At 72.8% G+C, this 22519-nt stretch carries 24 protein-coding genes, 1 tRNA gene and 1 pseudogene; 13 read left to right on the plus strand and 13 right to left on the minus strand.

Annotation, left to right across the window (positions count from 1 at the left end):
• Nucleotides 1-36 precede the first annotated feature (36 nt).
• The 3 genes from Sru01_RS34115 (at nucleotide 37) to Sru01_RS34125 (ending at nucleotide 3297) form a co-directional block, all read left to right on the plus strand.
• On the plus strand, nucleotides 37-684 hold the full coding sequence (locus Sru01_RS34115) for a GNAT family N-acetyltransferase (RefSeq protein ID WP_203994720.1): 648 nt from the start codon (nucleotides 37-39) through the stop codon (nucleotides 682-684).
• A gap of 392 nt (nucleotides 685-1076) precedes the next feature.
• The gene (locus tag Sru01_RS34120) at nucleotides 1077-1907 is read left to right on the plus strand and encodes a SepX/GlpR family protein (protein WP_203994723.1); all 831 of its coding nucleotides are present in this window, start codon (nucleotides 1077-1079) and stop codon (nucleotides 1905-1907) included.
• A 253-nt stretch (nucleotides 1908-2160) separates the two neighbouring features.
• On the plus strand, nucleotides 2161-3297 hold the full coding sequence (locus tag Sru01_RS34125; protein WP_203994726.1) for an SGNH/GDSL hydrolase family protein: 1137 nt from the start codon (nucleotides 2161-2163) through the stop codon (nucleotides 3295-3297).
• A 27-nt stretch (nucleotides 3298-3324) separates the two neighbouring features.
• Here the strand turns inward: Sru01_RS34125 and Sru01_RS34130 are convergent, their stop codons facing one another.
• Entirely contained in the window at nucleotides 3325-3885 is a 561-nt protein-coding gene (locus Sru01_RS34130; protein WP_203994728.1) for a dihydrofolate reductase family protein, read from the minus strand.
• A 140-nt stretch (nucleotides 3886-4025) separates the two neighbouring features.
• On the opposite strand from Sru01_RS34130, the gene Sru01_RS34135 reads away from it, so the two are divergent.
• Nucleotides 4026-4862, plus strand: a complete 837-nt coding sequence (locus Sru01_RS34135) for a YwqG family protein (protein ID WP_203994730.1) — start codon at nucleotides 4026-4028, stop codon at nucleotides 4860-4862.
• Between the two features lie 75 nt (nucleotides 4863-4937).
• Here Sru01_RS34135 and Sru01_RS34140 read toward each other — a convergent pair whose 3' ends face one another.
• The gene (locus Sru01_RS34140; protein ID WP_203994732.1) at nucleotides 4938-5447 is read right to left on the minus strand and encodes a DinB family protein; all 510 of its coding nucleotides are present in this window, start codon (nucleotides 5445-5447) and stop codon (nucleotides 4938-4940) included.
• A 174-nt stretch (nucleotides 5448-5621) separates the two neighbouring features.
• Nucleotides 5622-6980 carry a WD40 repeat domain-containing protein gene (locus Sru01_RS36420; RefSeq protein WP_203994733.1) on the minus strand — a complete coding sequence of 453 codons (1359 nt, stop codon included), beginning with the start codon at nucleotides 6978-6980 and terminating at the stop codon, nucleotides 5622-5624.
• Nucleotides 6981-7403: 423 nt separating this feature from the next.
• On the opposite strand from Sru01_RS36420, the gene Sru01_RS34150 reads away from it, so the two are divergent.
• Entirely contained in the window at nucleotides 7404-7655 is a 252-nt protein-coding gene (locus Sru01_RS34150; protein WP_203994734.1) for a hypothetical protein, read from the plus strand.
• Nucleotides 7656-7687: 32 nt separating this feature from the next.
• Nucleotides 7688-8284, plus strand: coding sequence for a hypothetical protein (locus Sru01_RS34155; protein WP_203994735.1), 597 nt, complete (start codon nucleotides 7688-7690; stop codon nucleotides 8282-8284).
• 58 nt (nucleotides 8285-8342) lie between these two features.
• On the opposite strand, the gene Sru01_RS34160 is transcribed toward Sru01_RS34155, so the two are convergent.
• A complete protein-coding gene (locus Sru01_RS34160) occupies nucleotides 8343-8792 on the minus strand; it encodes a hypothetical protein (protein ID WP_203994737.1) in 450 nt (149 codons plus the stop codon).
• A gap of 153 nt (nucleotides 8793-8945) precedes the next feature.
• On the minus strand, nucleotides 8946-9905 hold the full coding sequence (locus Sru01_RS34165) for a helix-turn-helix transcriptional regulator (protein ID WP_203994749.1): 960 nt from the start codon (nucleotides 9903-9905) through the stop codon (nucleotides 8946-8948).
• A 62-nt stretch (nucleotides 9906-9967) separates the two neighbouring features.
• Between Sru01_RS34165 and Sru01_RS34170 the strand changes: the two genes are divergently transcribed.
• Both Sru01_RS34170 and Sru01_RS34175 read left to right on the plus strand, forming a co-directional pair.
• On the plus strand, nucleotides 9968-10540 hold the full coding sequence (locus Sru01_RS34170; RefSeq protein WP_203994750.1) for a DinB family protein: 573 nt from the start codon (nucleotides 9968-9970) through the stop codon (nucleotides 10538-10540).
• A gap of 1 nt (nucleotide 10541) precedes the next feature.
• Nucleotides 10542-10979, plus strand: coding sequence for a VOC family protein (locus tag Sru01_RS34175; protein WP_203994753.1), 438 nt, complete (start codon nucleotides 10542-10544; stop codon nucleotides 10977-10979).
• Between the two features lie 131 nt (nucleotides 10980-11110).
• On the opposite strand, the gene Sru01_RS34180 is transcribed toward Sru01_RS34175, so the two are convergent.
• Together Sru01_RS34180 and Sru01_RS34185 are read right to left on the minus strand one after the other, a co-directional pair.
• Complete coding sequence (locus Sru01_RS34180) at nucleotides 11111-11647, minus strand: hypothetical protein (RefSeq protein WP_203994756.1); 537 nt, start codon at nucleotides 11645-11647, stop codon at nucleotides 11111-11113.
• A gap of 142 nt (nucleotides 11648-11789) precedes the next feature.
• Nucleotides 11790-12494, minus strand: coding sequence for a response regulator transcription factor (locus Sru01_RS34185; protein WP_203994758.1), 705 nt, complete (start codon nucleotides 12492-12494; stop codon nucleotides 11790-11792).
• A 415-nt stretch (nucleotides 12495-12909) separates the two neighbouring features.
• Between Sru01_RS34185 and Sru01_RS34190 the strand changes: the two genes are divergently transcribed.
• Complete coding sequence (locus tag Sru01_RS34190; RefSeq protein ID WP_203994760.1) at nucleotides 12910-13401, plus strand: hypothetical protein; 492 nt, start codon at nucleotides 12910-12912, stop codon at nucleotides 13399-13401.
• A 204-nt stretch (nucleotides 13402-13605) separates the two neighbouring features.
• Entirely contained in the window at nucleotides 13606-14520 is a 915-nt protein-coding gene (locus tag Sru01_RS34195) for a 1,4-dihydroxy-2-naphthoyl-CoA synthase (protein WP_373869563.1), read from the plus strand.
• Nucleotides 14521-14727: 207 nt separating this feature from the next.
• On the opposite strand, the gene Sru01_RS34200 is transcribed toward Sru01_RS34195, so the two are convergent.
• Both Sru01_RS34200 and Sru01_RS34205 read right to left on the minus strand, forming a co-directional pair.
• Nucleotides 14728-16011: an FAD-dependent oxidoreductase gene (locus Sru01_RS34200; RefSeq protein WP_203994771.1), complete on the minus strand. Its 1284-nt coding sequence runs from the start codon at nucleotides 16009-16011 to the stop codon at nucleotides 14728-14730.
• A 261-nt stretch (nucleotides 16012-16272) separates the two neighbouring features.
• Nucleotides 16273-16346 (minus strand) — tRNA-Ala (locus Sru01_RS34205).
• 118 nt (nucleotides 16347-16464) lie between these two features.
• On the opposite strand from Sru01_RS34205, the gene Sru01_RS34210 reads away from it, so the two are divergent.
• Nucleotides 16465-18750 carry a polysaccharide lyase 8 family protein gene (locus tag Sru01_RS34210; RefSeq protein WP_203994774.1) on the plus strand — a complete coding sequence of 762 codons (2286 nt, stop codon included), beginning with the start codon at nucleotides 16465-16467 and terminating at the stop codon, nucleotides 18748-18750.
• A 25-nt stretch (nucleotides 18751-18775) separates the two neighbouring features.
• Here the strand turns inward: Sru01_RS34210 and Sru01_RS34215 are convergent, their stop codons facing one another.
• The gene (locus Sru01_RS34215; protein WP_203994776.1) at nucleotides 18776-19204 is read right to left on the minus strand and encodes a type II toxin-antitoxin system VapC family toxin; all 429 of its coding nucleotides are present in this window, start codon (nucleotides 19202-19204) and stop codon (nucleotides 18776-18778) included.
• Nucleotides 19204-19455, minus strand: coding sequence for a type II toxin-antitoxin system Phd/YefM family antitoxin (locus tag Sru01_RS34220; RefSeq protein ID WP_203994778.1), 252 nt, complete (start codon nucleotides 19453-19455; stop codon nucleotides 19204-19206). Before Sru01_RS34220 ends, Sru01_RS34215 begins: the two co-directional genes overlap by 1 nt.
• Before the next feature lie 310 nt (nucleotides 19456-19765).
• Between Sru01_RS34220 and Sru01_RS34225 the strand changes: the two genes are divergently transcribed.
• On the plus strand, nucleotides 19766-20401 hold the full coding sequence (locus Sru01_RS34225; RefSeq protein ID WP_203994780.1) for a hypothetical protein: 636 nt from the start codon (nucleotides 19766-19768) through the stop codon (nucleotides 20399-20401).
• A gap of 159 nt (nucleotides 20402-20560) precedes the next feature.
• The gene (locus Sru01_RS34230; protein WP_239138050.1) at nucleotides 20561-20863 is read left to right on the plus strand and encodes a hypothetical protein; all 303 of its coding nucleotides are present in this window, start codon (nucleotides 20561-20563) and stop codon (nucleotides 20861-20863) included.
• A gap of 46 nt (nucleotides 20864-20909) precedes the next feature.
• On the opposite strand, the gene Sru01_RS34235 is transcribed toward Sru01_RS34230, so the two are convergent.
• Nucleotides 20910-22205: a hypothetical protein gene (locus Sru01_RS34235; protein WP_203994782.1), complete on the minus strand. Its 1296-nt coding sequence runs from the start codon at nucleotides 22203-22205 to the stop codon at nucleotides 20910-20912.
• Nucleotides 22206-22330: 125 nt separating this feature from the next.
• Nucleotides 22331-22519, minus strand: a pseudogene (locus Sru01_RS34240) (phospholipid carrier-dependent glycosyltransferase); the annotation flags it as partial.

The following is a 22519-nucleotide window of genomic DNA, read 5'->3' on the forward strand; positions in this document are numbered from 1 at the left end:
TGGCGGATCCACCGCCCGGCGGGGGATGATTAGGCCGTGGATCGACTTCGCGGCTGGCCGGTGAGCCTGAACGAGGGACCGGTGGGACTACGGCCGCTGCGCCTGCGCGACGTCGGCGTGTGGCGGGAGACCCGGCTGCGCAACGCCGACTGGCTACGGCCCTGGGAGCCGAGCAACCCCGAGACACCGCTGTTCCGCACCGGCCTCGGCCCCTACGTCTCCATGGTCGGCACGCTGCGCCGCGAGGCCAGGCAGGGGCTCGCGCTGCCCTGGGTCGTCACCTGGCAGGGCGGCTTCGCCGGGCAGCTCACCGTGGGCGCCATCGTCTGGGGGTCGGCCCGGTCGGCGCAGGTGGGTTACTGGGTGAGCGGCACGTTGGCCGGGCAGGGCATCATCCCCACGGCGCTGGCCATGGCGGTCGACCACTGCTTCTTCACCGTCGGCCTGCACCGGCTGGAGGCCAATATCCGGCCGGAGAACCACGCCAGCCGACGGGTGGTGGAGAAGCTCGGGTTCCGCGAGGAGGGCGTCCGCCGCCGGCAGCTGCACATCGACGGCGCCTGGCGCGACCACATCTGCTACGCGCTCACCGTCGAGGACGTGCCGCGCGGCCTGCTCGGCGAGTGGCGGCGCACCCGGCAGAAGACCCCGCACGACGGCCCGGCCGGCCCGCACCCCAGGTGAGCCGGCGGCCCGGCTGGACGCGATCGGGACGCGCGGACTCCGGGCCGGACGCGATCGTGCTCCCCGGACGCCGGGCCGGACGCGATCGTGCCGCCCGGACGGCCGCCGGATGCGATCGGACGCCCGGCCGGCCGCCGGGCCGGGTGCGTCCACCGGCCCGGACACCCGATCCCCCCGTGTTCACAACGGTTTCCGGCCGAGAAGTTGCCCGAACCGCGCGGCGGCTGTGCACAGCTTTGACCCATGTCTGGCCGTCGCCGGGTTGACGATCTCGCGACACACCGCACCGGATGCTCGTCAACCAGTGACGTGGGGTCCTACGGTGCGTGACGTGAGCACATTTGCGACGGCCCGCACTCCGCGCCGTGTTCACGCTGCCCGGAGGGGGGCGGATGAGTAGCGCTCTGCTTTACCTCGGCATCGTGCTGATGTGGCTGTGCGTCCTGGTGCCCATGTGGCTGCGCCGCGACCGGCACGCCATCGAGGTGGCCGAGGGCTACACCATCGAGCCGGAGGACACCCTCTCCGACCTGCCCGTTCCCGAAGCCCCGGGCTCCGACGACGAGGTCACCGTGAACGTCCCGCCGGCCGGCGGGCTCGCGGGTGTGGTCAAGGCCGAGGCTCCTCTCCCGTCCGGTGGCGCTGTCGGAGACCATGATTCCCGGCAGTCCGGTTCTTCACCCCTGCTGGATGATTTCTTTACCTCCGAAGATCTTCGGCGCGGCGGCGCGCGGCCCGTCCCGGGTCCGCGGCATGGTGACGCGCCGGTGGCCGCTGATCTCGCGGACGAGGAAGCGGAGGCGGCCGCGGACGATCCGGCCGCCGGCGACCCGGGCCGCCCCGCGCGCCGGGCCGGGCGCGGCCGCCGGCACCGGGCCAAGGTGATGGCCCGCCGCCGCCGCTGGCTGCTGTGGACCGTGCTACTTGTGGTCGCCTCCGTGCTGGCCGCCGCCTTCCGTGCCGTCCCGTGGTGGGGGGTGACGCCCGCCGGAGTCGTCCTGGCCGGCTACCTGTCGGTGTTGCGCGTCGCGGTCACCGCGGAGCGCGTCCGGCGGGCCGAGCTGGCCGACGCCCGGGCCGCCCGGCGGCGCCAGGCCCGCGAGCGGGAGGCCGTGGCGGCGACCGCCGCCGCCGAGGCCGAGGCGAAGATCCTCGCGTTCCGCCGGCCCGCCGAGCTGTTCGACCAGTACGCCGACCGCCCCCGCCGCGCCGTCGGCGGCTGACGGCCGCGCCGCCGCCGGCGCCGTTGGTTTCATCTCGTTTCACCGGGCCCGATCCCGGTCCGCCACGTTGACCGTGGTCGGGGCGCGTGCCGGTCCGCGAGGCGCACGTCAGGTGTTGTCCCGCCCGTGCGTGGTGTTTACGTTCAGCCGGTCGCGTCGATCACCGCGGCGTCTTCTCCCATGGTTCGGTTCGGTCCGTCGCAGTTCCCGTCGAGTGGCCACGGCCGGACCGCCGGCCGTGGGAAGGAGATCCGTGCGTCCCCTACGTGTGACCGCCGTACTGGCGGTGCTGGCCGGACTGGCGAGCGTCGCGTTATCGGCCGAGACCGCCCACGCGGCCGGCCCTTCCGTTCCGCTCGCCTCGCCCGCGCACCGGCCGGCCCTGGCCACGGCGCACACCGCCGGACGGGTCCAGCCCGACGGCCAGCGCGTCCGGTACAGCTGGCCCGGCGTCTACTTCGAGGGCCGCTTCCGCGGCACCGGCGTCGGGGTCGTCCTGGACGACGCCGCCAACGACTACGACGTGCAGATCGACGGCGCGACGGTCGCCACCCTGGTCACCCCGGGCCGGACCACCTACTGGGTCCGGGACCTGCGCCGGGGGACGCACGACGTGCGGCTGGTCAAGCGCACCGAGAGTCCGGGCGCCTCGGGTGCGTTCGGCGGCTTCGTCGCCGCCCCGGGCGGGACGATCCTCGGCCGGCCCGCCCCGCGGCACCGGCAGATCGAGTTCATCGGCGACTCCTACACCGCCGGCTACGGCAATACCTCCGACTCGCGCGAGTGCGACAGCGCCAAGCTGGCCCGCACCAGCAACGCCGACGTCAGCTTCGGCGCGCTCACCGCGCGGCGCCTGCACGCCGACTACCAGCTCAACGCCTTCTCCGGCCGCGGCATGGTGCGCAACTACAACGGGATCGACCCGGAGGTGAACTTCCGCACCTACTATGACCGCGCGCTGCTGAACGTCGACGGCGACGTCTGGCGTGACCCGGGCACCTGGCGGCCGCAACTGGTGGTGGTCGGCCTGGGCATCAACGACTTCTCCACCGGGATCAACCCCGGCGAGCCCTGGACGCCGGAGACCCTGGTGGCCGCCTACCGCGACGCCTACCACGGCTTCCTGGACAAGCTCCGCGCCCGGTACGGCCCGCGGACGACCATCGTGGTCAGCGCCACCTACGTGTACGGCACCACCGCGTTCGCCGACAGCGCCCGGCAGGTCGTCCAGGAGCGCAACGACCGCGGCGACGACCGGATCCGCTACTGGTACTACGAGGAGTCCGGCCTGGACTACATGGGCTGCGACTGGCACCCCTCCCAGCACGACCACCAGGTCATCGCCGACCGCCTCGGCGCCTACATCGCCACCCTGCCGCTGCGCTGGTAGCCCGCCCGTTCCGGGACCGCCGCCGCCTCAGGCCCGGTCGTACCGGGTGACGACGACCTGCCCGTCGAGCACCCGGGACCCGGCGAACCGCAGCGCGCGGCGGTCCGGGCCGGACGCGAACAGTGGCCGGCCGCCGCCCAGCACGACGGGGTGGACCGCGATGTGGTACTCGTCGATCAGGCCCAGCCCGGTGAGGGCGGCGGCCAGCCCGGATCCGCCGGTCAGCAACAGGTCGGTGCCCGGCCCGGCCTTGAGTTCGGCCACCTGGGCGGCGAGGTCGCCGCGGACGATCCGCTGCGTCCACCGGTCCGCTGGCAGGGACGCGGAAAAGACGATCTTCGGAGTGGCTCGCCACCGGGGGGCGAACGCCAGCACGTGCGGGTGGTCGGACATCGATTCGGCGTCCGGCCAGAAGGCCACCATGCCCTCCCACACGCCGCGCCCGTACAGAAAGGTGTCGGACCGGTCGGCCAGCGTCTCGGAGTAGGCCGACAGCTCGTCGCCCATCACCGGCCAGTCGAACTCGCCTTTCGGCCCGTCGATGTAGCCGTCGACCGAGGCGTGCACCCAATGAATGATCTTCCGCATGTCCGGCTCCTCCGCGCGATTCCCGCTTCTCGGTAGTCGGTCGGAGCGGCCGGCCCGTCCTTGACATCCGGGCCGCGGAAACCGTGGCGACTTCGCTGACGCGCGGGCCACCGAAGATCGTCTGCTGGCAGGATGGGCGAATGCAGGAGTGGAAAGCGGATTTCGCGGAGTACGTCCGGGAGCTGTTACCTGAGGAGCCCGCCGAGCGGTTCATCGCGCTGGCCCGGCCCGCCATCCGGCTGTCGACGACCGACGAGCCCGAGATCGCGGTCGGCCGGCTGGGCGGCCTGCCCCGGCTGCCCGAGGACGTCCCGTGGCCGCGCCTGCGCGGCGAGGACGGCGAGCCGATGGAATTCCTCGCCGAGCTGGACTGCGCGGCGCTCGCGGCGTACGGGTCGGATATCGGACTGCCCGCCGAGGGCGGCCTGCTGTTCTTCGCCACCTGGGACACCCGGGCCGCGCGGGTGATCCTGCTCCCGCCCGGGACGGTACGGGGGCCCGACCGCGAGGTGCCCGTGCCGTCCCCGGACCGGCGGTACGCCGAGGTGCGGTCGTACGCCGAGGTGCTGCTCGCCGCCGAGACGTCGCCGACCTGGCCTGCGCGCGGGCATGACGACATCTTCCGGCTGGGCGAGGACTTCTGGGACCGTCCATGCGGGGAGGAGCCCTGGGAGGTGTTCGCCGATCTGCTGGCCGAGTTCGAGGAGGCCGAGGGCGGTCGCCGGCACCAGGTCGGCGGCTGGTCGGACGCCCTGCACTGGCCGGTCGAGGCACACGCCGCCTACAACGTCGCCGGGCTGTCCCCCGATGACCCCGGTTTCGCCGAGGAGGCCCTGCAGTGGGTCAACCTGCTGCAACTCGACGAGGACAACGGGATGCTCTTCGGGGACGGCGGCATTCTGATCTTCGGCATCCGCCGCGACCGGCTCGCGGCCCGCGACTTCGGCCAGGTCATCTCGTACACCCAGGGCCACTGACGCCCGGCGGTGACGGCGCCGGGGCCGCCGGACGACCCGGCCCCCACCGCCCGGGACGAACCGGGGCCGGGCGGGTCATTCGCCGGTGGCGCCGTCGATGCGCTGGCGCAGCAGGTCGGCGTGGCCGTTGTGCCGGGCGTACTCCTCGATCATGTGGCAGAGGATCCAGCGCAGCGAGAAGTGGACGCCCTCGCGGTCCACCTTCGCGAGCACGTCCAGGTCGGGGCAGGTCGCCTCGGCCGCCCGGGCGTGCTCGATCTCCCGCCGCCAGGTGGCGAGGGCCTCGGCCACCGAGGCGGTGTCCACGTTGTCGAAATCGCCGTCCGGGTCGTCGTCGCCGTAGTAGAGGCGCCCCGCGTCCTCGCCGGCCAGCCGGCGGCGGAACCAGCCGCGCTCGACGTCGGCCAGGTGGCGCACCAGGCCGAGCAGGGACATGGTCGAGGGCGGCACGGCCCGCAGGCGGAGTTCGTCGTCGGTGAGCCCCGCGCACTTGACGGCCAGTGTCTCGCGGTGCCAGTCCAGCCAGGAGCGGAGCATCTCGCGCTCGCCCGCCATCGGCGGGGGATATGTCCGGTTGTCGGTCATCCCTGCATCCTGCCGCAACCGCCCATCGCGGACCACCCGATCGTCGCGCGCCCGCCGGCGGCGGCCGGCTCGCCGGTCAGGGCGTCCGCCCGGCGACGGTGACCATGTGCCCACTCACCCCGAGCGGCGAGGACACCCCGCACACCGCCCGGTGCGTGCCCGGAACGCCGCGCGTCACAGGCTCCAGGTCCAGATCGTGCCGTCCCAGTGGCCTGCGACGACGATGGCCCGGCCGGCCGCCCGCCCGATGGCGAGTGACTCGGCGGCGGTGGCGTGCCCGGTCAGGCCGGCGCCGTAGGGGCGGCCGGTGGCCAGGTCCCAGATCCGGATGCTGCCGTCGTCGGCGCCGGCGATGGCGACCGTCCTACCCTGTACCGCGCCGATGGCCACCGTCTTCACCGCGTTGAAGATCCGATCACCGAGCATCGTGCCGGCCACTCCGTCCGCCGACAGATCCCACAGCCGCACGACGCCGTCCTCGCTGCCCGACACCGCGACGGTCCGGCCGGGCAGGCCGCCGACCGCCACGGTGCCGACGGTCGTCTCGTGCGCGCCCAGCAGCCGGACGGCCCGCCGGGCGGCCAGGTCCCAGAGCCGCACGGTGCCGTCGGCACCACCGGACACGGCGATCGGCCGGCCGCCCAGGGTGCCGGTGGCGACGCTTTTCACCTGGGCGTCGAGCTCCCGGCCGAGGATCCGGCCGCCTCGCCGGGGCGCGGCCGGGTCCCAGATCCGGACCGTGTGGTCGTCACCGGCCGAGACGGCCACCGTCCGGCCGTCCACCACGCCCAGCGCCACGCCGTTGATCCCGGCGGTGATCTCGTCGCCCAGCCGGATGCCGGTGGGCCGGTCGGCGGCCAGGTTCCACACCCGGAGCAGGCCGTCGGCGCTGCCGGACACCGCCATGGGGGCCTGCAGCGCGATGGAGTAGACCGGCTTGTCGTGCCCGGCGATCGGCCCGCCGCGCGCGTGGCCGGTGACCGGGTTCCACAGCTGCACGGTGCCGTCGCCCCGGCCCACGACGGCGAGCGGTTCGCCGCGGAGGCCGCCGATGGCGACGGCCCAGACCGGGTCGTTCCGCCGGATCGGCGGGCTGAGCAGCCGGCCCATCGGGCTGTAGGTGTCGTCGCCGGCCGGCCGGGCCGGCCCGGTCGCAGGGGAACCGGCGGGCGGTGATCCGGACCGGCGCGCCCAGAGCGGGATGCCCACCCCGGCCGCCGCGGCCGCCAGCGCGGACGCGGCCAGCAGCGACCGGCGACCGGGAAGCGAGGCGCCGGCCACCCGCGCCATCGCCGGCCGGGCGGGGGCGACCGGCTCGGCAGGGAGGACCGGTTCGGCGGGGTCGGCGGGGTCGGCGGGGTCGACCGGTTCGGCGGGAATCGGCTGCGCCGGCGGTGGAGGGCCGGTCCGGGAACGCGGGAGCGGCGGGCGGGGATTCCGCTCAACCTGCTCGCGAAGTTCGCGATAGGCCTCGTCCCAGGCGTGCCGATCGGCCAGCTCCGGGGGCAGCGCGATGTCATTCTCCCGCGCCACCCGCAAACAGGTATCGATGAAAACCTCGAAATTCGCAATTTCCGGACGAACCGGGCGTTCGAGGCTGGTCATTCCGGCTATCGTGCCACGCTTCAACCGGAGCGCCTCCTGCTGCCGCCGGCGCGGGGTGCGCGCGCTCTCCACTTCGAGTCGCCGTACCGAAAGGCCGGTCGCCTGCTGCAAGGCCCGTAATCGGCGGGCGAAATCCACTCGCGGATCGGTCGTATCGTCCACGCGGCTCTCCGGAGGGCTCGGGCCAAGAGGTGTCCGGCGGCGCCGGACACCCGCGCGCCCCCAGCATATGACGCCGACCAGGGCTTTCAGCGGGCGGATGAGGAATGTGTCCGGTCCGCTGGCCGGACATCTCCACCGCGCCGCATCGTGGAGCCACGTCAGCTCCGACCGGACGTGAAAGGCACCTTCATGAACCCGAACCCGTTCCCCAACCAGAACCTGCAGAACATGCTCAACCAGCAGGCGCACCAGCGGGCCGCCGAAACGCAGCAGCGGCACATGCGGCCACACGGCACCCCGCACCGGCCGGTGCACCCGAATCTCTCGCACCGGCCCCCCTCGCACTACTCCGGCGGCAGCGGCGGCGGGTTCTTCTCCGCGTTGCTCGGCGTCGTGCTGGTCATCGGATTCCTCTTCTTCCTCTTCAATTTCGTGCTGTGACAGGCGGCACCGATTCCATCGGAGGTAATGAAATGCCGGAATTCCAGCCCGAGACGGTGGCCCGCCGGTCACTGCTCCGAAAGGCCGCCGGAGTCGGCGCGGGGGTGGTGCTGGGCGGACTGGCGGGCGCGATGGTGGCCGCGCCCCCCGCCCGTGCCGCCGGCATGCAGGCGGGCTGGCGCTACTGCGTCCGGTGCGCCGGCCTGTTCTGGCCGCTCGGCAACAAGGGCTGCCCGGCGGGCGGGCCGCACGCGGCGGCCGGCTGGACCTTCCAGCTGCCGATCGACGGCTACCGGCTGCCCAACCAGCCGGAGTGGCGCTGCTGCATGAACTGCAACGCGCTCCACTACGACGGCTACCCCGACCCGGACGGCCGGTGCTCGACCGGCATCGAGCACAAGCGCACCGGAGTGGACTCCAACTTCGCGCTGCCCGCCAACGTCGGCGAGCCGGCCGGGCACCAGGCGAACTGGCGGTTCTGCCTGCGGTCCGGCGCGCCCGACCCGGGATGCTTCATGCTGTTCTTCGACGGCTATCCGAATTTCAAGGGCATCTGCCCGGCCGGCCCGGGCGGGCATCTCGCGGTGGGCTGGAACTTCGCGATCCCCGTCTACTCCTACGCCACCTGATCGTCCGCGCCGGCGACCGTCGCGGGTACGACCGCCCGCCGGTACGGGCGGCCGCCCCTCAGGGTGCGGTCGCCCGGGCGGTCGCCGCGGCGTGCTCCTCGTCGGTCATGCCGCCGGCGGTGCCGGGATACTCCTGGTACAGGTCGTGCCGGTCGTCGGCCCACCTCTGGTAGGCACGGCGTGCCTCCTGCTCGTCCCCACCGGTCGCGCCGGCCACCTCCCGCCAGGAGACCCCCGCCTGCAGCGCCCGGTCCAGATGCGCGGGGTTGCGGACGCTCCTGGCGATCGACTCGCCGAGGGCCAGTAGCTCGACGTGCTCGTCCACCGTCAACGGCGGGTACCGGTCCGCGTCACCGTGGCGGGCGGGGTCGAATTCGCCGCGGGCCCGCAAGGTGGCGATCGCCTGCACGTGCAGGTCACGATCGGTCAGCTCGTGCCAGCGCGCCAGCCGGGCCGCGATCGGGACGTCGGCCAGCTCATGCGGGCCGGCGGGTCTGGTCTCGGTCACGTCGTCTCTCCTGTCTCCACTCGGCCTCTCCTGACTCCACTCGGCGCCCGCCGCCATCGGGCGCCCCACTCCGGAAATCTTGCGGTACGCGTCCACTCGGCGCATCCGGCGTCCTCGCCACGGTGTGCCGCGCGCCCGACCCGGCCGCGTGTGTCATCCGGGGCCGGCCATGGCGGTGAGGCGGCGGGCCAGGCGGGCGGCGGCCTCGCGCAGCTCCGGGGGCGAAAGCAGGCACGCCTCGAACCCCAGCAGGGCCACGTGCGCGGCGATCCGGTCCAGGTCGTCCGCCGCGACGACCAGCACGCACCACCCGTCGCCGTCGTCCTCGACCCGGCCCACCGAGGGCGGCACCAGCTCGCGGATCCGCTCCGCCCGGGCGCGCAGCCGTACCCGGGCGACATGGCGGTAGGGCGCCTCGGTCACCGAGCGCCGCACGTAGGCCACCGGGTCCGGATGCTCGCGCATCTTGAAACGCCAGGTCGTCGCCGCCACCTCGCGCATCCGGTCCAGCCGGAAGGTGCGCCAGCCGTCGCGGTCGACGTCCCAGGCCATCAGGTACCAGCGGCGGCCGGTGGCGACCATCCGCACCGGTTCGGCTCTGCGCTCCTGCTCCGCGCCGTCCCGGCCGGCGTACCGGAACCGCACCCGCACGGTGTCCCGGCAGGCCCGGGCCAGCGTCACCAGCACCTCCGGGTCGACCTCCGCCGCCGGGCCGGCGAGCGTGTCGGTGGCCCCGAACACCGCCCGCACCTCCGCGCGCAGCCGCGGCGGCATCACCTGGTCGAGCTTGGCGAGCGCCCGCAGCGCCGCCTCGCCCGACCCGGCGACGGTGCCCCCCGACGCCATCCGCAGCGACACCGCCGTCGCGATCGCCTCCTCGTCGTCCAGCAGCAGCGGCGGCAGCCGGGTGCCCGCGCCGAGCCGGTAACCGCCGCCGACGCCCGCCGTCGCGAGCACGGGGTAACCGAGCGCGCGCAGCCGCTCCACGTCGCGGCGCACCGACCGGTCGGTGACCGCCAGCTCGGCGGCCAGCTCGGCGGCGGTCCAGGACGGCCGGCGCTGCAGCAGCGCCAGCAGCCGGAGCACCCGCTCGGTCGTTCCTTCGACGGTCACCTCTCCATCGTGTCACCGATAGCGGAAGGCGGCTGTCCGGTATTCAGGGAAAGGTGGGCACCATGACCCACCTGAAATGGAACTCCCTGCTCCGGGACCAGATCGACTGGCACTGGACCGAACAGTTGCGCGACCGGCTCGACGGCCTGACCGACGGCGAGTACTTCTGGGAGCCGGCGCCCGGCTGCTGGAACGTCCGGCCGCGCGGCACCGGCACCGCGCCGATCCAAGGAGGGACCGGCGCGATGACCATCGACTTCGCGATGCCGCCCCCCGAGCCGCCGCCGTTCACCACGATCGCCTGGCGGCTCGGGCATGTGATCGTCGGCGTGCTGGCGGCGCGCAACGCCGCGCACTTCGGCCGGGCCCCGGTGGACTACCCGTCGTTCGAGTACGCCACCGGCGCGGCCGGGGCGCTGGCCCAGCTCGACGCCGAGTACGCCACCTGGCTGGCCGGCGTCGAATCCCTCGGCGAGACCGGCCTGGCCCGCCCGTGCGGCCCGGCGGAGGGACCGTTCGCCGAACGCCCGATGGCCGAGCTGGTGCTGCACATCAACCGCGAGCTTATCCACCACCTGGCCGAGGTCTCCCTGCTGCGCGACCTCTACCAGCACACCCGCGAGCAGGAGGACTGACATGAGCCGCGACGTCCAGATCACCTTCGACTGCGCCGACCCGGCCGGGCTGGCGGCCTTCTGGGCCGAGACCCTCGGTCACCAGGTGCAGGCCCCGCCGCCGGGGTTCGCGTCCTGGGACGAGGCGCTGGCCGCGATGGGGGTGCCACCGGAGCGCCGCAACGACGCCTCGGCGGTGGTGGACCCCGCCGGCTCCGGGCCGCGGCTGTTCTTCCAGCGGGTGCCGGAGGGCAAGCAGGCCAAGAACCGCGTGCACCTCGACGTGCGGGCCGCCCCCGGCCTCCAGGGAGACGAGCGGATGGCGGCGCTGGAGGCCGAGGCCGAGCGGTTGATCACCCACGGCGCCACCCGGCTGCACCGCGCCGACCCGGCGCCGCCGCTCCAGGCCGGGCACATCATCATGGCCGACCCGGAGGGCAACGAGTTCTGCCTGGACTGACGGCGGCGGGCCGGGCGACCACGACCGTGCGCGGCCCCCGGCCCGGCCCCGGCCGAGGACGCCCGGCGGACGGGGCCGCCGGCACGCCCGCCCGGCGGCGCAGGACGATCGTCCGGCGGACGTTCACCGGTTCAGGGGCCGTCGCTCCAGACGTACCAGGGGCCGGAGAAGTGCTCGTACACCCCCTCCGCCGGGTCCGGCGCCCGGCCCGGGTGGTAGGCGAAGCCGTAGCTGCGCCAGTCCGTCGTGAGCGAGGTGACCATGAACCTCGCCCCGCCGGGGATCTTCTCCACCCGGGACACCCGGTACAGGCCCCACCACCGGCGGCCGCCCTGGTCGTCCTCGCGCACCGACCGCGCGTGGCGTGAAAGGCTAGGCTCCGACAGGGCGAAGCGCGCGCGCAGCGGCGCGTCCAGTACGACCAGCGACACCGTGCCCGACACCATGGCGACCGGGATCAGCAGCCACGGCCGCCATCTCCACCGACGCCCGCCGGGGCCGGGCTCCCGGGCCGGCCAGACCAGGGCGATGACGACCGTCGGCCAGCACGGCGCCAGGGCCAGCGCCCAGTAGGACAGGCCCGGCGTGCTCGCCTCGACGAGCGTCAGCAGCGAGACGAGACCGGTGGCCCCGGTACCGAGCACGGCGCGGCGGTGAGACAGGCGCATGGCATGATCTTCGCCGATACCGGGACCGAACGCACCGGTCACCGGTGCCGGCACGGTGGAGGCGTCGACCGGGCAGGCGACGAGCCGCGACGGCCAGGGGAGCCCGGCCGCGGCGGACATGCTCGGCCCTGGGAATGTGCTGTTATTCGGGTGAGGTGTGCGTGCCGCCGGGGCGGTCGGTGACGACGTGGGGGTCGATCTGGTAGCCGACGCCGGGCACCGTGGCGATGACCCACGGTTCGCCGAGCCGTTTCCGCAGCGCCGAGACGGTGATGCGCACCGCGTTGGTGAAGGGGTCGGCGTTCTGGTCCCAGGCCCGTTCCAGCAGCTCCTCGGCGCTGACGACCCCGCCCTCGGCGGCGACCAGGACCTCCAGCACCGCGAACTGCTTGCGGGTGAGCGCGACGTGCCGCCCGTCGCGGAAGACCTCCCGGCGGAAGGGGTCCAGCCGCAGGCCCGCGATCTCCCGGACCGGGGGGCGGGCGTGCGCGCGCCTGCGGTCCAGCGCCCGCAGCCGCAGGACGAGCTCGCGAAGGTCGAACGGTTTGGTGAGGTAGTCGTCGGCGCCGAGCTCGAACCCCGAGGCCTTGTCGTCGATCCGGTCGGCGGCGGTGAGCATGAGGATGGGCATGCCACTGCCGGAGGCGACGATGCGCCGGGCGATCTCGTCGCCGGACGGGCCGGGGATGTCGCGGTCGAGGACGGCCAGGTCGTAGGAGTTGACGCTGAGCAGTTCGAGGGCGGTGTCGCCGTCACCGGCGATGTCGGCGGCGATCGCCTCCAGCCGCAGGCCGTCCCGGACGGCTTCGGCCAGGTAGGGCTCGTCCTCCACGATCAGCACCCGCATACCTCGAGGTTAGGCGCCTCGGCGTATCGCCGGCGTATGCGAGCCGGACGCGTCGACCTGAGCCGCGGTCTCTCGGCCGGCCGGTCCGGCCGGCCGTTCACGACCTTCGGCGTCCGAAGGCCCTCAGGTTCGCCGAATAATGAGCGGCATGATAGCCGTCCCCGGCCGTTCCCAAAAAGGATCACGGCCGGCGACCGTAACGAGTTGCGGGTGCAATGGAATTGAAACTTTCAGTGGCCGCACGCGGTCCCCCGGTGCCGTGGCCGCTGGTATTTCCTGGTCGCTATCGGCGTCGTGTGAGCGGTGTTACCTGAGATATTCGTGGGCTCAGGTCCGCGAATCGCCACGCTGGACGGCGCAACGGCGTTTATGTAATGTCCGGGCGTTCCTCATTCCCGATCAGATGAGGTGTGCGTTGACCGAACGCTCGTGGGGACGTCGCCTGGTGACGTCGCTCGCACTCGCCGTCGCGGCACTGGCCGCCGCCGTCCTGCCCATCGCGCCCGCCCACGCCGCCTACAGCGCGGACCAGCCGGTATGGACGCAGGTGACCGCCAACGACGGCAGCGGGATGCCACTCGCCCTCCTGCAGGGAACCGTCGCGTTCGACGATTCCAACGTCAAATACCGGTACTCGTTGAGCCTGTGCTGGCAGAGCGGCGCCTACCCCTCGCCGTCATTCCTCATCGTCGTCAACGGCACGACCCTGCAGTCCCCGGTGTGGAGCGGCTCCAGCTCGGCCCCCGGCTGCCAATCCGTACAGCTCTACACCGCCGAGGTCAACGTCGGCAGCGCGGTCTACAACGTCCGCTTCGACGTGACCGCCGGCTGGTTCAGCAGCCGCAACAACGGCCAGTACATGACCCGCACCAAGAGCAGCGGCACCTACGACAACCCCTTCAACTGATCCACGCGAACTTCACGCGGCCGGGAGTCGCCCGGGAGATCCAAAAGGCCGTTGCCGATCGTCGGCAACGGCCTTGCCCATTACCTTCCCATGCGTTCTTCCAGGTCCTGGAAACGGGCATCATGGCGTGGTTCACCCGGCGGGGTAAGGGCTCCGCGTCGGCCGGTGCCGGACGGCCGTGGCTATTCTGCTCCTGTGTCAGACATCAAGGTTGCCGAGCTGTTCGACCCGGCCGCGTGGAGCGAGGTCGAAGGCTTCGACTTCACCGACATCACCTACCACCGCTCGGCGGAGGCCCGTACCGGCAAGCGCGTGGTACGCGTCGCGTTCGACCGGCCCGAGGTCCGCAACGCCTTCCGGCCGCACACGGTGGACGAGCTGTACCGGGCCCTGGATCACGCGCGGATGAGTTCGGACATCGGCTGCGTGCTGATCACCGGGAACGGTCCCTCGCCGAGGGACGGCGGCTGGGCGTTCTGCTCCGGCGGCGACCAGCGGATCCGCGGCCGGTCGGGCTACCGGTACGCCGAGGGGGAGACCTCCGACACGATCGACCCGGCCCGCGCGGGCCGCCTGCACATCCTGGAGGTGCAGCGGCTGATCCGCACCATGCCGAAGGTCGTCATCGCCGTCGTTCCCGGATGGGCCGCGGGCGGCGGTCACTCCCTGCACGTCGTGTGCGATCTGACGCTGGCCTCGGCCGAGCACGCCCGCTTCAAGCAGACCGACGCCGACGTGGGCTCGTTCGACGGCGGGTACGGCTCGGCGTACCTCGCGCGGATGACCGGGCAGAAGTTCGCGCGGGAGATCTTCTTTCTGGGTGAGGAGTACACCGCGGCCGAGATGCACGCGATGGGCGCCGTCAACCGGGTCGTTCCGCACGCGGAGTTGGAGTCCACAGCACTGGAGTGGGCCTGGAAGATCATCGGCAAGTCGCCGCAGGCGCAGCGGATGCTGAAGTTCGCCTTCAACCTCGTCGATGACGGCCTGGCCGGCCAGCAGGTGTTCGCCGGCGAGGCCACCCGCCTGGCGTACATGACCGACGAGGCCGTCGAGGGGCGCGATGCCTTCCTCCAGAAGCGCACCCCCGACTTCGAGCCCTACCCGTACTACTACTGACGGGAGATCGCTTCGCCCATCCCGAGATCCCCGGCAAGTGGCTGAGCAGCGAAAAGGCCCGTCAGGTCATTACCTGGCGGGCCTTCGTCTCTAGGTGGAGCTGAGGGGATTCGAACCCTGTTCCCCATTGGGCACGCCATACCCTCGGTCCCGATAGCGCGCAAGGTCGGTGACCACGCCAACGAACGAACTCACTAGTAGCTTCGATTATATAGATCTGGCACGGCCTGGCTTGCTGATGGCGCCTCCGGGCGGCCGATCGCGCTGCCGCATGCCGGCGACCCCGCCGCTCCACAGCCAAGATCGGGCTGGGCCTTCCGAGACTGCCGGAGAACAGGAGAGCCGACCGGCGTCACCGGTAAGGGTGGTCGATCGCCAGTCGGCGAGCCGTGGATCGACTTCAGGAAACGAGCCGTCGCCGAACAGGACCCGCGCCGCCAGGGCACGACCCGTGCGACCGCGCAGCACGGTCACCGCCGCCTCCGCCGCAGCGGGGGATCGGATGCCCGCGAACACACGGCGCGACAACAGCCGGCCTCGGAACCGGGTCCGCAACGCGCCTCCGTCGTACCGGTTCAGCACGCGCTGGTCGCCGGTACGCAGATACCCGGCGATGACCGCCGCAGCCAGTTCCGACATGCGCAAGCACGGATCCAACCCGCCGGCCGTCAACGGCGACACCGCGCCCGCCGCATCTCCGACGAGCAGTCCGGCGGGGCACGCCAACCGTCGCAGCACACCACCGACCGGAATAGGACCACCTCGGCGCTCGACCGGCCCGGCCGGCGGTGTCCTGCCGGGCGCATCTGCGGCGAAGGCGTCCAGCAGGTGCCGGATGCCGGCGCGCATCGCGTTCGGATATCCCGCGACGCCGACATGCGCGTGCCGGCCGTCATCGATGACCCATCCCAGGTATCCCGGAGCGATCCGGGGGTCCAGCACGCAGTGGAAAGCCGGGGTGGTCGTGCCCGGCGCGATCGGATGGGCGATCTCGGCTCCGACGAGGAAGTGCCGGTTGACACCGAGGCCGAGATCGCGGGCCACTCGGGAGCGGGCGCCGTCCGCGCCGACGATGAACCGGGCCTTCACCGGTTCGGCGCCCGCGAACCGCGCGAAGCCCATCGACGCGCCGACATACCGCACGCCCATGAGAACCCGCGCCCCCGCTGACTCCGCCGCGCGGCGCTCGTGCTCGTAGACGGCCGCCATGTCGGCCACGCGGAACTCGTCCCGGTCGCTGGTGAGCCTGATCGGTGCCCGCCGTGACGGCGGATACAGCAGCACGTCCCGGACACCCGGCCCGAGCAGGTGATCCGGCACGTCGAAGTCATCGAGGGTGCGGCGCACGAAGATCCCTGTCGTGCGGACGCCGGTCGAGAGCGACCTGCGCCGGTCGACCACCATCACGTTCAGTTCCCGGCGCGCGAGCAGGCGAGCCGTGCGCAGGCCGGCTAGGCCCGCGCCCACGACCAGTACATCCACTGTCGGCATACCATGCGACGGTAGGGGCGATACCTCATCCGTACGACGGTTTGCACGCTACCTGCCCCATACCTCCACACCGTCGCCACACCCGGGTCGCGTCGACGGAGGTTGGGTACGAGCTTCCGCTGGTGATCAGCGTGGCGTCGGGAAATGCGGACGGCCATCGCGTGATCATCCGTGCGAGGCCTGCTCCCAGATCGCTCCCGCGATCGGATACTGGCTAGATCAAAAAGGCCGCTTCCTGGTGGAAACGGCCTTTGACCTGGGTGGAGCTGAGGGGATTCGAACCCCTGACCCCTTCGATGCGAACGAAGTGCGCTACCGGACTGCGCTACAGCCCCAAGGACTCGACCAGATTAGCAAACGTTGGGGGGCGCCCGCGCCACCAGATCGGCTTCCGGCCCCGGAGCGCCCGGGGGCGGCCGGACGGTGGCGGGGCCGGCGGGGGAAGATAACCGGATGGGGAGATCTTCCCGGCGGTCGTTCCTGCGGCTCGGCGGGGTCGTCGCGGCGGCCGGCGCGGTGGGGCGGGCCGACGCCGCGCCGGTGCGGACCGAGGACTTCGCCGGGGCCTTCGGCCTGCTGCGCCGGCGCTGGCGGGAGGTGACGGCCGGGGCGCCGTTCGATCCGGCGGCCGAGCCGTACCGCACCCGGCTGGCCGGGCTGGGCCGCGCCGCCGCCCGGTACCGCGACACCATGGCGCCGGATGATCGGTGGCTGTGGCCCGGGCTGGCCTTCCCGTCGTTCAACGCCACTCCGGACCGGTTACGCGTCATGGCCCGCGCCTACGTTCTGCCAGGTACCGGGCTCAGCGGTGACCCGGGCCTGGCCGCCGCGGTCGCCGCCGGCGTCGACCACTACCGGCGGCAGGTGTACGCCGAGGGCGCCGAACCGGCCGGCAACTGGTGGAACTGGGAGATCGGCGTCCCCCGGCGGTTGCTTGACGCGGCGTTGCTGATCGGCCCGCACTTCGGCGGCACCCCCGCGAGGTCGCTGGGCGGGGCGGTCGACCATTTCGTCCCGGAGGACCGCCTGCACCGCTACCAGGGCACCAGTACCGGGGCCAACCGGGTGGACCTGTGCCTGGTGACGTTGCTGCGCGCCGTGCTGGGCGCCGACCCGGGGAAGGCCGCGCTGGCCGCGTCGGCGCTGTCACCGGTGTTCCGCTATGTCCGGGACGGCGACGGCCTCTATCGCGATGGCTCGTTCATCCAGCACGCCTACGTCCCCTATCAGGGCGGATACGGTGCCGTCCTGCTCGCCGGGGTGGCGACCCTGCTGGCGGTGCTGCGCGGGTCGCCGTGGGAGATCACCGATCCGGAGCGGCGCAACGTCTTCGACTCCGTCGAGCGGTCGTTCGCCCCGGTGGTGCACGACGGCTGCTGCCTGGATCTGGTCCGCGGGCGGGGGATCGCCCGGGCGTCGTACGGCGACCACGCGCGGGGACGGCGGATCGCCGCCGCGATCCTGCTGCTCGGGGAGTCGGCGCCCGCCGCCGATCGGCGCCGCTGGCAGGGCATGGTGAAGGGATGGGCGGTGCGGGACACCGCCCGGCCGATGCCGGCCGCGGCCGCGGCGGAGGGCGACCTGGCGTTGCACGCCCGGCTGGCGGCACTGCTCGCCGACCCGGCGGTCCCGGCGGCGGACGAGCCCGCCGGCCACCGGCTGCTGCCGCGGGCCGCCCGCGCCGTGCACCGCCGGCCGGGCTGGTGCGCCGGGCTGAGCATGGCCTCGCACCGGGTGGGCCACTACGAGCACGGCAACGGCGAGAACCCGCGCGGCTGGCACACCGGCTCGGGGATGCTCTACTGGTGGGCCGAGGGCCATGGCGACCAGTACTCCGACCACTTCTGGCCGACCGTCGACCCCGGCCGGCTGCCCGGCACCACCGTCTCCACCCGGCGGCCCGCCGACGGCGCCGGTGGATCCTGGGGCGACACCTGCCCGCCGGCCCGCTGGGTGGGCGGCGCCACCGACGGCGGGTACGCGACCGTCGGCCAGCACCTGTACGGCTTCCAGAGCACGCTGGAGGCGTTCAAATCCTGGATCTTCCTGGACGACGCCGTCGTCTGCCTGGGCGCCGGCATCACCGCGGGCGACGGGGTACCGGTGGAGACCGTCGTGGACAACCGCCGGACGGCGGCGCCGCTCAGCGTGGCATTCGACAGGAAATGGGCCCATATTTCGGGGCATGGTGGTTACGTCGTACTCGGTGGCGGCCCGCTGCGCGTCCGGCGTGACCGGCGCACCGGCCGCGGGGCGACCCGGAGCTACGCGACCCTGTGGCTGGACCATGGCGTCGATCCGTGGAACGCCGGATACGTCTACCTGCTGCTGCCCGGGGCGAGCCGGGCGGGGACCCGCGCCCGGGCCGCCGACCCCGGCTGGGTGCGGGTGCTCGCCAACACCGCCGCCCGGCAGGGCGTCCACCTGCCGTCTCTGGGGATCACCGCGGTCAACTTCTGGCGGCCCGGCACTGCCGGCGGGCTGACCGCCTCCGGGTCGTGCGCCGTCCTGGTCCGGGAGCACGGGGACGGCACCGCCACGCTGACCGTCGCCGATCCCCGCGAGGACCTGGAGGAGCTGACACTGACCTGGGACCGGCCGGTACGCGCGGTGCTGCACGCGCATCCGGCAGCGGTCGTCGTCACCACCGGTGCCACGCCGGTGATCACCTACCGGAACCTATCCGCCCGGGCCGGCGCCTCCCACCCGATCACCCTGGCCCTCGGCCCGCCCCCGTGACCCGACCTGGCCGCTCCGCGCGGAACTACCGCCCCGGCGGCAGGTCGAAGGGATTGATCACGGATACCCCGGTGCCATCGACGTCTTTGACATTCCTGGTGACCAGGGTCCAGCCGTGCACGCGAGCGGTCGCCACGATCAGTCCGTCCGCGACGGGAAGCGTGCGGACGGCGTTCAGCCGCCCCCACTCCTCGGCGACCGCCGGAGTGATCGGCACGACCCGGTCGGCGAACTGCCGACGCAGTTCGTGCAGCCAACGTTCGAGGATCGCCGCCTGACCCGGGTCTCGACGCCGTCGCGACTCGACTCCCGAACGGATCTCGCCGATCGTCAGGCAACTCAGGTACAGGGTCGGGCCCGAACTGCTCCCGATCCAATCCTTGACCGTGGGACTTCCATGGCGTTTGCGCACCTCGGAGACGACGTTCGTGTCCAGGAGGAAGCCGACGCCCATCAGTCGAACCGCACATCTCGCGGAAGGTCCTGGCCGCGAGGGAAGTCGAGGTCATCGTCCCAGTCGGGGGAGTCGGTGAGGAAGGCGCTGAAATCCGGGGCTTCGCCCTTGAGGCGCCGATACTCGCCGATGTCGATGACCACGGCGACCTCCTGTCCATGCCTGGTCACCACCTGCGGGCCCTCGCTTTCGGCGCGCCGCAGTACCTCACTGAAGCGTTGCTTCGCCTCCTGGACCTGCCATCCGCTCATGTTCCCCCCTGTCTGGTCTGTCTAGACAGAGTATCCGCCACCGGGTCACGCATGGGGCCGAGTCGGGGCCTGGAACGAGTCCTCTTTCCGGTTCCCGTAAGTCGCCGGCCCGCTGTAAGGGTCGACCGCGGAACAGGGGCGTAGAGTTTGCGGCCGCCGGCCGGGAGGACGGAATTCGTATAGCGGGTTTTTGCCGTTTATCGCGCTTATCCGATACCCGTCCGTGGGCTTGGCGGATCGTGCCACAGTGTGAATCCGGCGGCGCCGAAATCGGGGGATCGTCGCGGTGATGATACGGCGGAGGTTTCGGATGGCAGGGCTCGGCGACGGGAGCGGGAGAGGCGGCGGCGCGCAGCCGCCGGCGGGCGGCGGGAACGGCTCCCGGTGGCCCCGGGTGGTGGTGCCCGTGCTCGCCGGGGCGGCCGTGCTGCTCATCATCTCCGCGCTCGGGTTCGCCGGCCCGTCGCGTCCCGGTCCGGTGCAGCCGCCGGCGGAAGGGTCCTGCCGGCGGCTGCCGCTCCCGGTGCCGGTACGCCAGGAGAGCGAGACGGTGGTGTTCCCCGAGGCCTCGTACCTGGTGGACGACGCGGGCGGGCGGCCGCGGATCGACCTGGCCGGCAGCTACCGGGGCTCGGTCGCCGAGGGGATGAGCATCGCCGTGATCAGCCAGGCCCGGTCGGGCCTGCCGGACGCCATGGCCGAGCGCCACCTGGGTGACGGACGCTACTACTACCAGCAGGAACTCCGGCTCGACGAGCGGACGTCCTGCTGGTCGGCGGCGTCGCTGAGCCCGGCACGGGACGCGGCCGGCGGTCTGCTCTGGCGGATCTTCCTGGTGATGGTGCCCGCCGACTTCGGAGTCACCGCGGTGGCGGCGGGCAACGAGGTGGCGGAGCGGACGTTCAAGGAACTGGAAGTGCTCGCCGTGCTGACGATCCCCGCCTGACACCGCTTCTTCCGGAATTCCGGTGAAATGTCAAATGGTGGCCAAGAGCCGGTCGGTGGCAATGAATCCCTTTCGCCGTGGCATCCCCGCTTATCGTGATATGTCGAAATGGCGGGTAGGAAGGTAGCGTCAACCACGCGTCGCCACCAGGGGGAACAAATGATCAAGGCACTCCACAAGATGGGAATTCGCTCCGGAATGATGTACATGGCCGGGGTCATGTCGGTGGGCGCGTCGATCGTCTCCTGGAACATCTCCCGGCAGCACGAGCGGAGCCGGATGCGCGCCGACCACTGGGGCATCTTCGTCGGCGAGTGGGCGCCCACCTTCTTCGCCATAGGGCTCGCCCTGCGGATGGAGGAGATGCGCGAGGAGGTCATGACCGGCATGCCGGAGGAGGAAGAGGAACGGCACGAGCGGATGGGCCGCCGCTTCGGGCGCCGGATGACCGCGGGCGTCTAGCCGCGCCGGGACCGGCGCCGGCCGCCGGTCCCGCCGGACGCCGGCGTCAGGTCAGGGTGACGTGCCGGCGGGGACGCAGGGCCTGACCGCGCAGCGCGGCCAGCGCCGCCGCCCGCCCGGCCGGGGTCAGCGTGGCCGGCGCCGGCGCCGCGCACAGGCCCAGGGCCTGGAGCCGGTGGTGCAACACGTCGAGCGGGCGGGCCACCTCCGCCGGGGTGGCGGTCCGCCACCCTTCGCCGACCACCACCTCGGCCACCCGGGACGCCAGCGTCTCGCCGGACGGCTCGCCGCCGTCGGCCATGAGCATCAGGCCGACCTCCCGCACCGACACCTCCATCTCCCGCTCGCCGGGACCCGGCGCGAGCAGCGCCGCGGCGGCGGCCGCCCACAGGGCCGCCGGGTCGGCGAGCAGCCGGCGCCCGGCCGGAGTGATCAGGAGCCGGCGGCCGGACCGGCGCACCGCGCGCAGCTCGTGCTCGGCGAGGCCGCGCAGCGCGCGCAGGGCGGGCAGGCCGGCCTCGCTGCGAGTGGCCGGCATCGGCCAGCCGAACCGCTCGGCCGCCTGCTCGACGACGGCGCGGGCGATGTTGTGCCGCTGGGTGAGCGGGACGCCGCCGGGGTGGTCGGCCAGCCGCAGCAGCCAGCGCAGCGCCGTGAAGTGCCGGCCCTGCGGAGCCGGGATCGGCGCGTGCAGCCGCACCTCGAAGGGCTGGGCCAGCTCCCGGCGGGCGGCGCCGCGGCCGAGCACCCACCGGTTCAGCCGCTCGCCGTGCACGCGGTTCAGCCAGTTGTCGCCGCCCAGCTCGGCGCGCGGCGCGGTCAGCCAGCGGCGGGTCATCGCCTCGGCGCGGCCCTGCCAGGCGCCGGTGGCCGGCTCCAGCTCGCCGGAGACGACCGCGAGCTCCAGCGCGGCGGAGCAGGCCAGGTGGGCGCCCAGCTCCTCCGGACCCATGATCGAGCTCCACCGCAGCTCCGGAACGTCCGGCGGGAGCACGCCGGTGCCGGCCAGCGCGCGCTGGTAGGCGGCGGCCCCGGCCTCCTCGCCGTTCCGCTCGTAGGTGCGCAGCAGCTCGGCGGTGGTGGCGGAGGTGCACAGCTCGGCGTACCGGTCCATGCCGCCCAGGCGCAGCAGCCGGCCCAGGGCGGCGGCGATGCCGTCGCGGTCGCCGGTCACCTTGAGCGGCAGCGTGCACCACAGGAACTCGCACACGTCGAGCTGGGTGAGCATCTCCAGCGGCTCGCTGCCCGTCAGCCACTCGACGGCCACCCGGGCGTCGTCGGCGACGTCCGGGTCGGTGCGCTCCAGCTCGCTCAGCAGCGCGGCCACGTCGGGTGCGGGCATGCTCCGCAGTCTGCCGTATAGGCCCGGACTTTGACGACGACCACCACCACGGACGATTTCCACGTCACCTACCTGTAAGACCTGTTGGAGCCGTATGAAGCGGAACAGCGGGGTTGGCGGGGAGATCAGATCCAGCGGTCGAACATCATCCGCCGGTGCCAGTCGTCGTAGGGGATGATCTCGGCGCTGATCACCGGGTACAGCCACCAGAAGTTCACCAGGGCCAGGATGACGAACGCGCCGCTGAGCGCGGCGCCCAGCACCCGCCGGCCCTGCGGGGCGTTCTGCGGGCCGATGAGGAGCCCGGCGGCCAA

It is taken from the genome of Sphaerisporangium rufum (assembly GCF_016863395.1).
In the GTDB taxonomy this organism is placed as follows: domain Bacteria; phylum Actinomycetota; class Actinomycetes; order Streptosporangiales; family Streptosporangiaceae; genus Sphaerisporangium; species Sphaerisporangium rufum.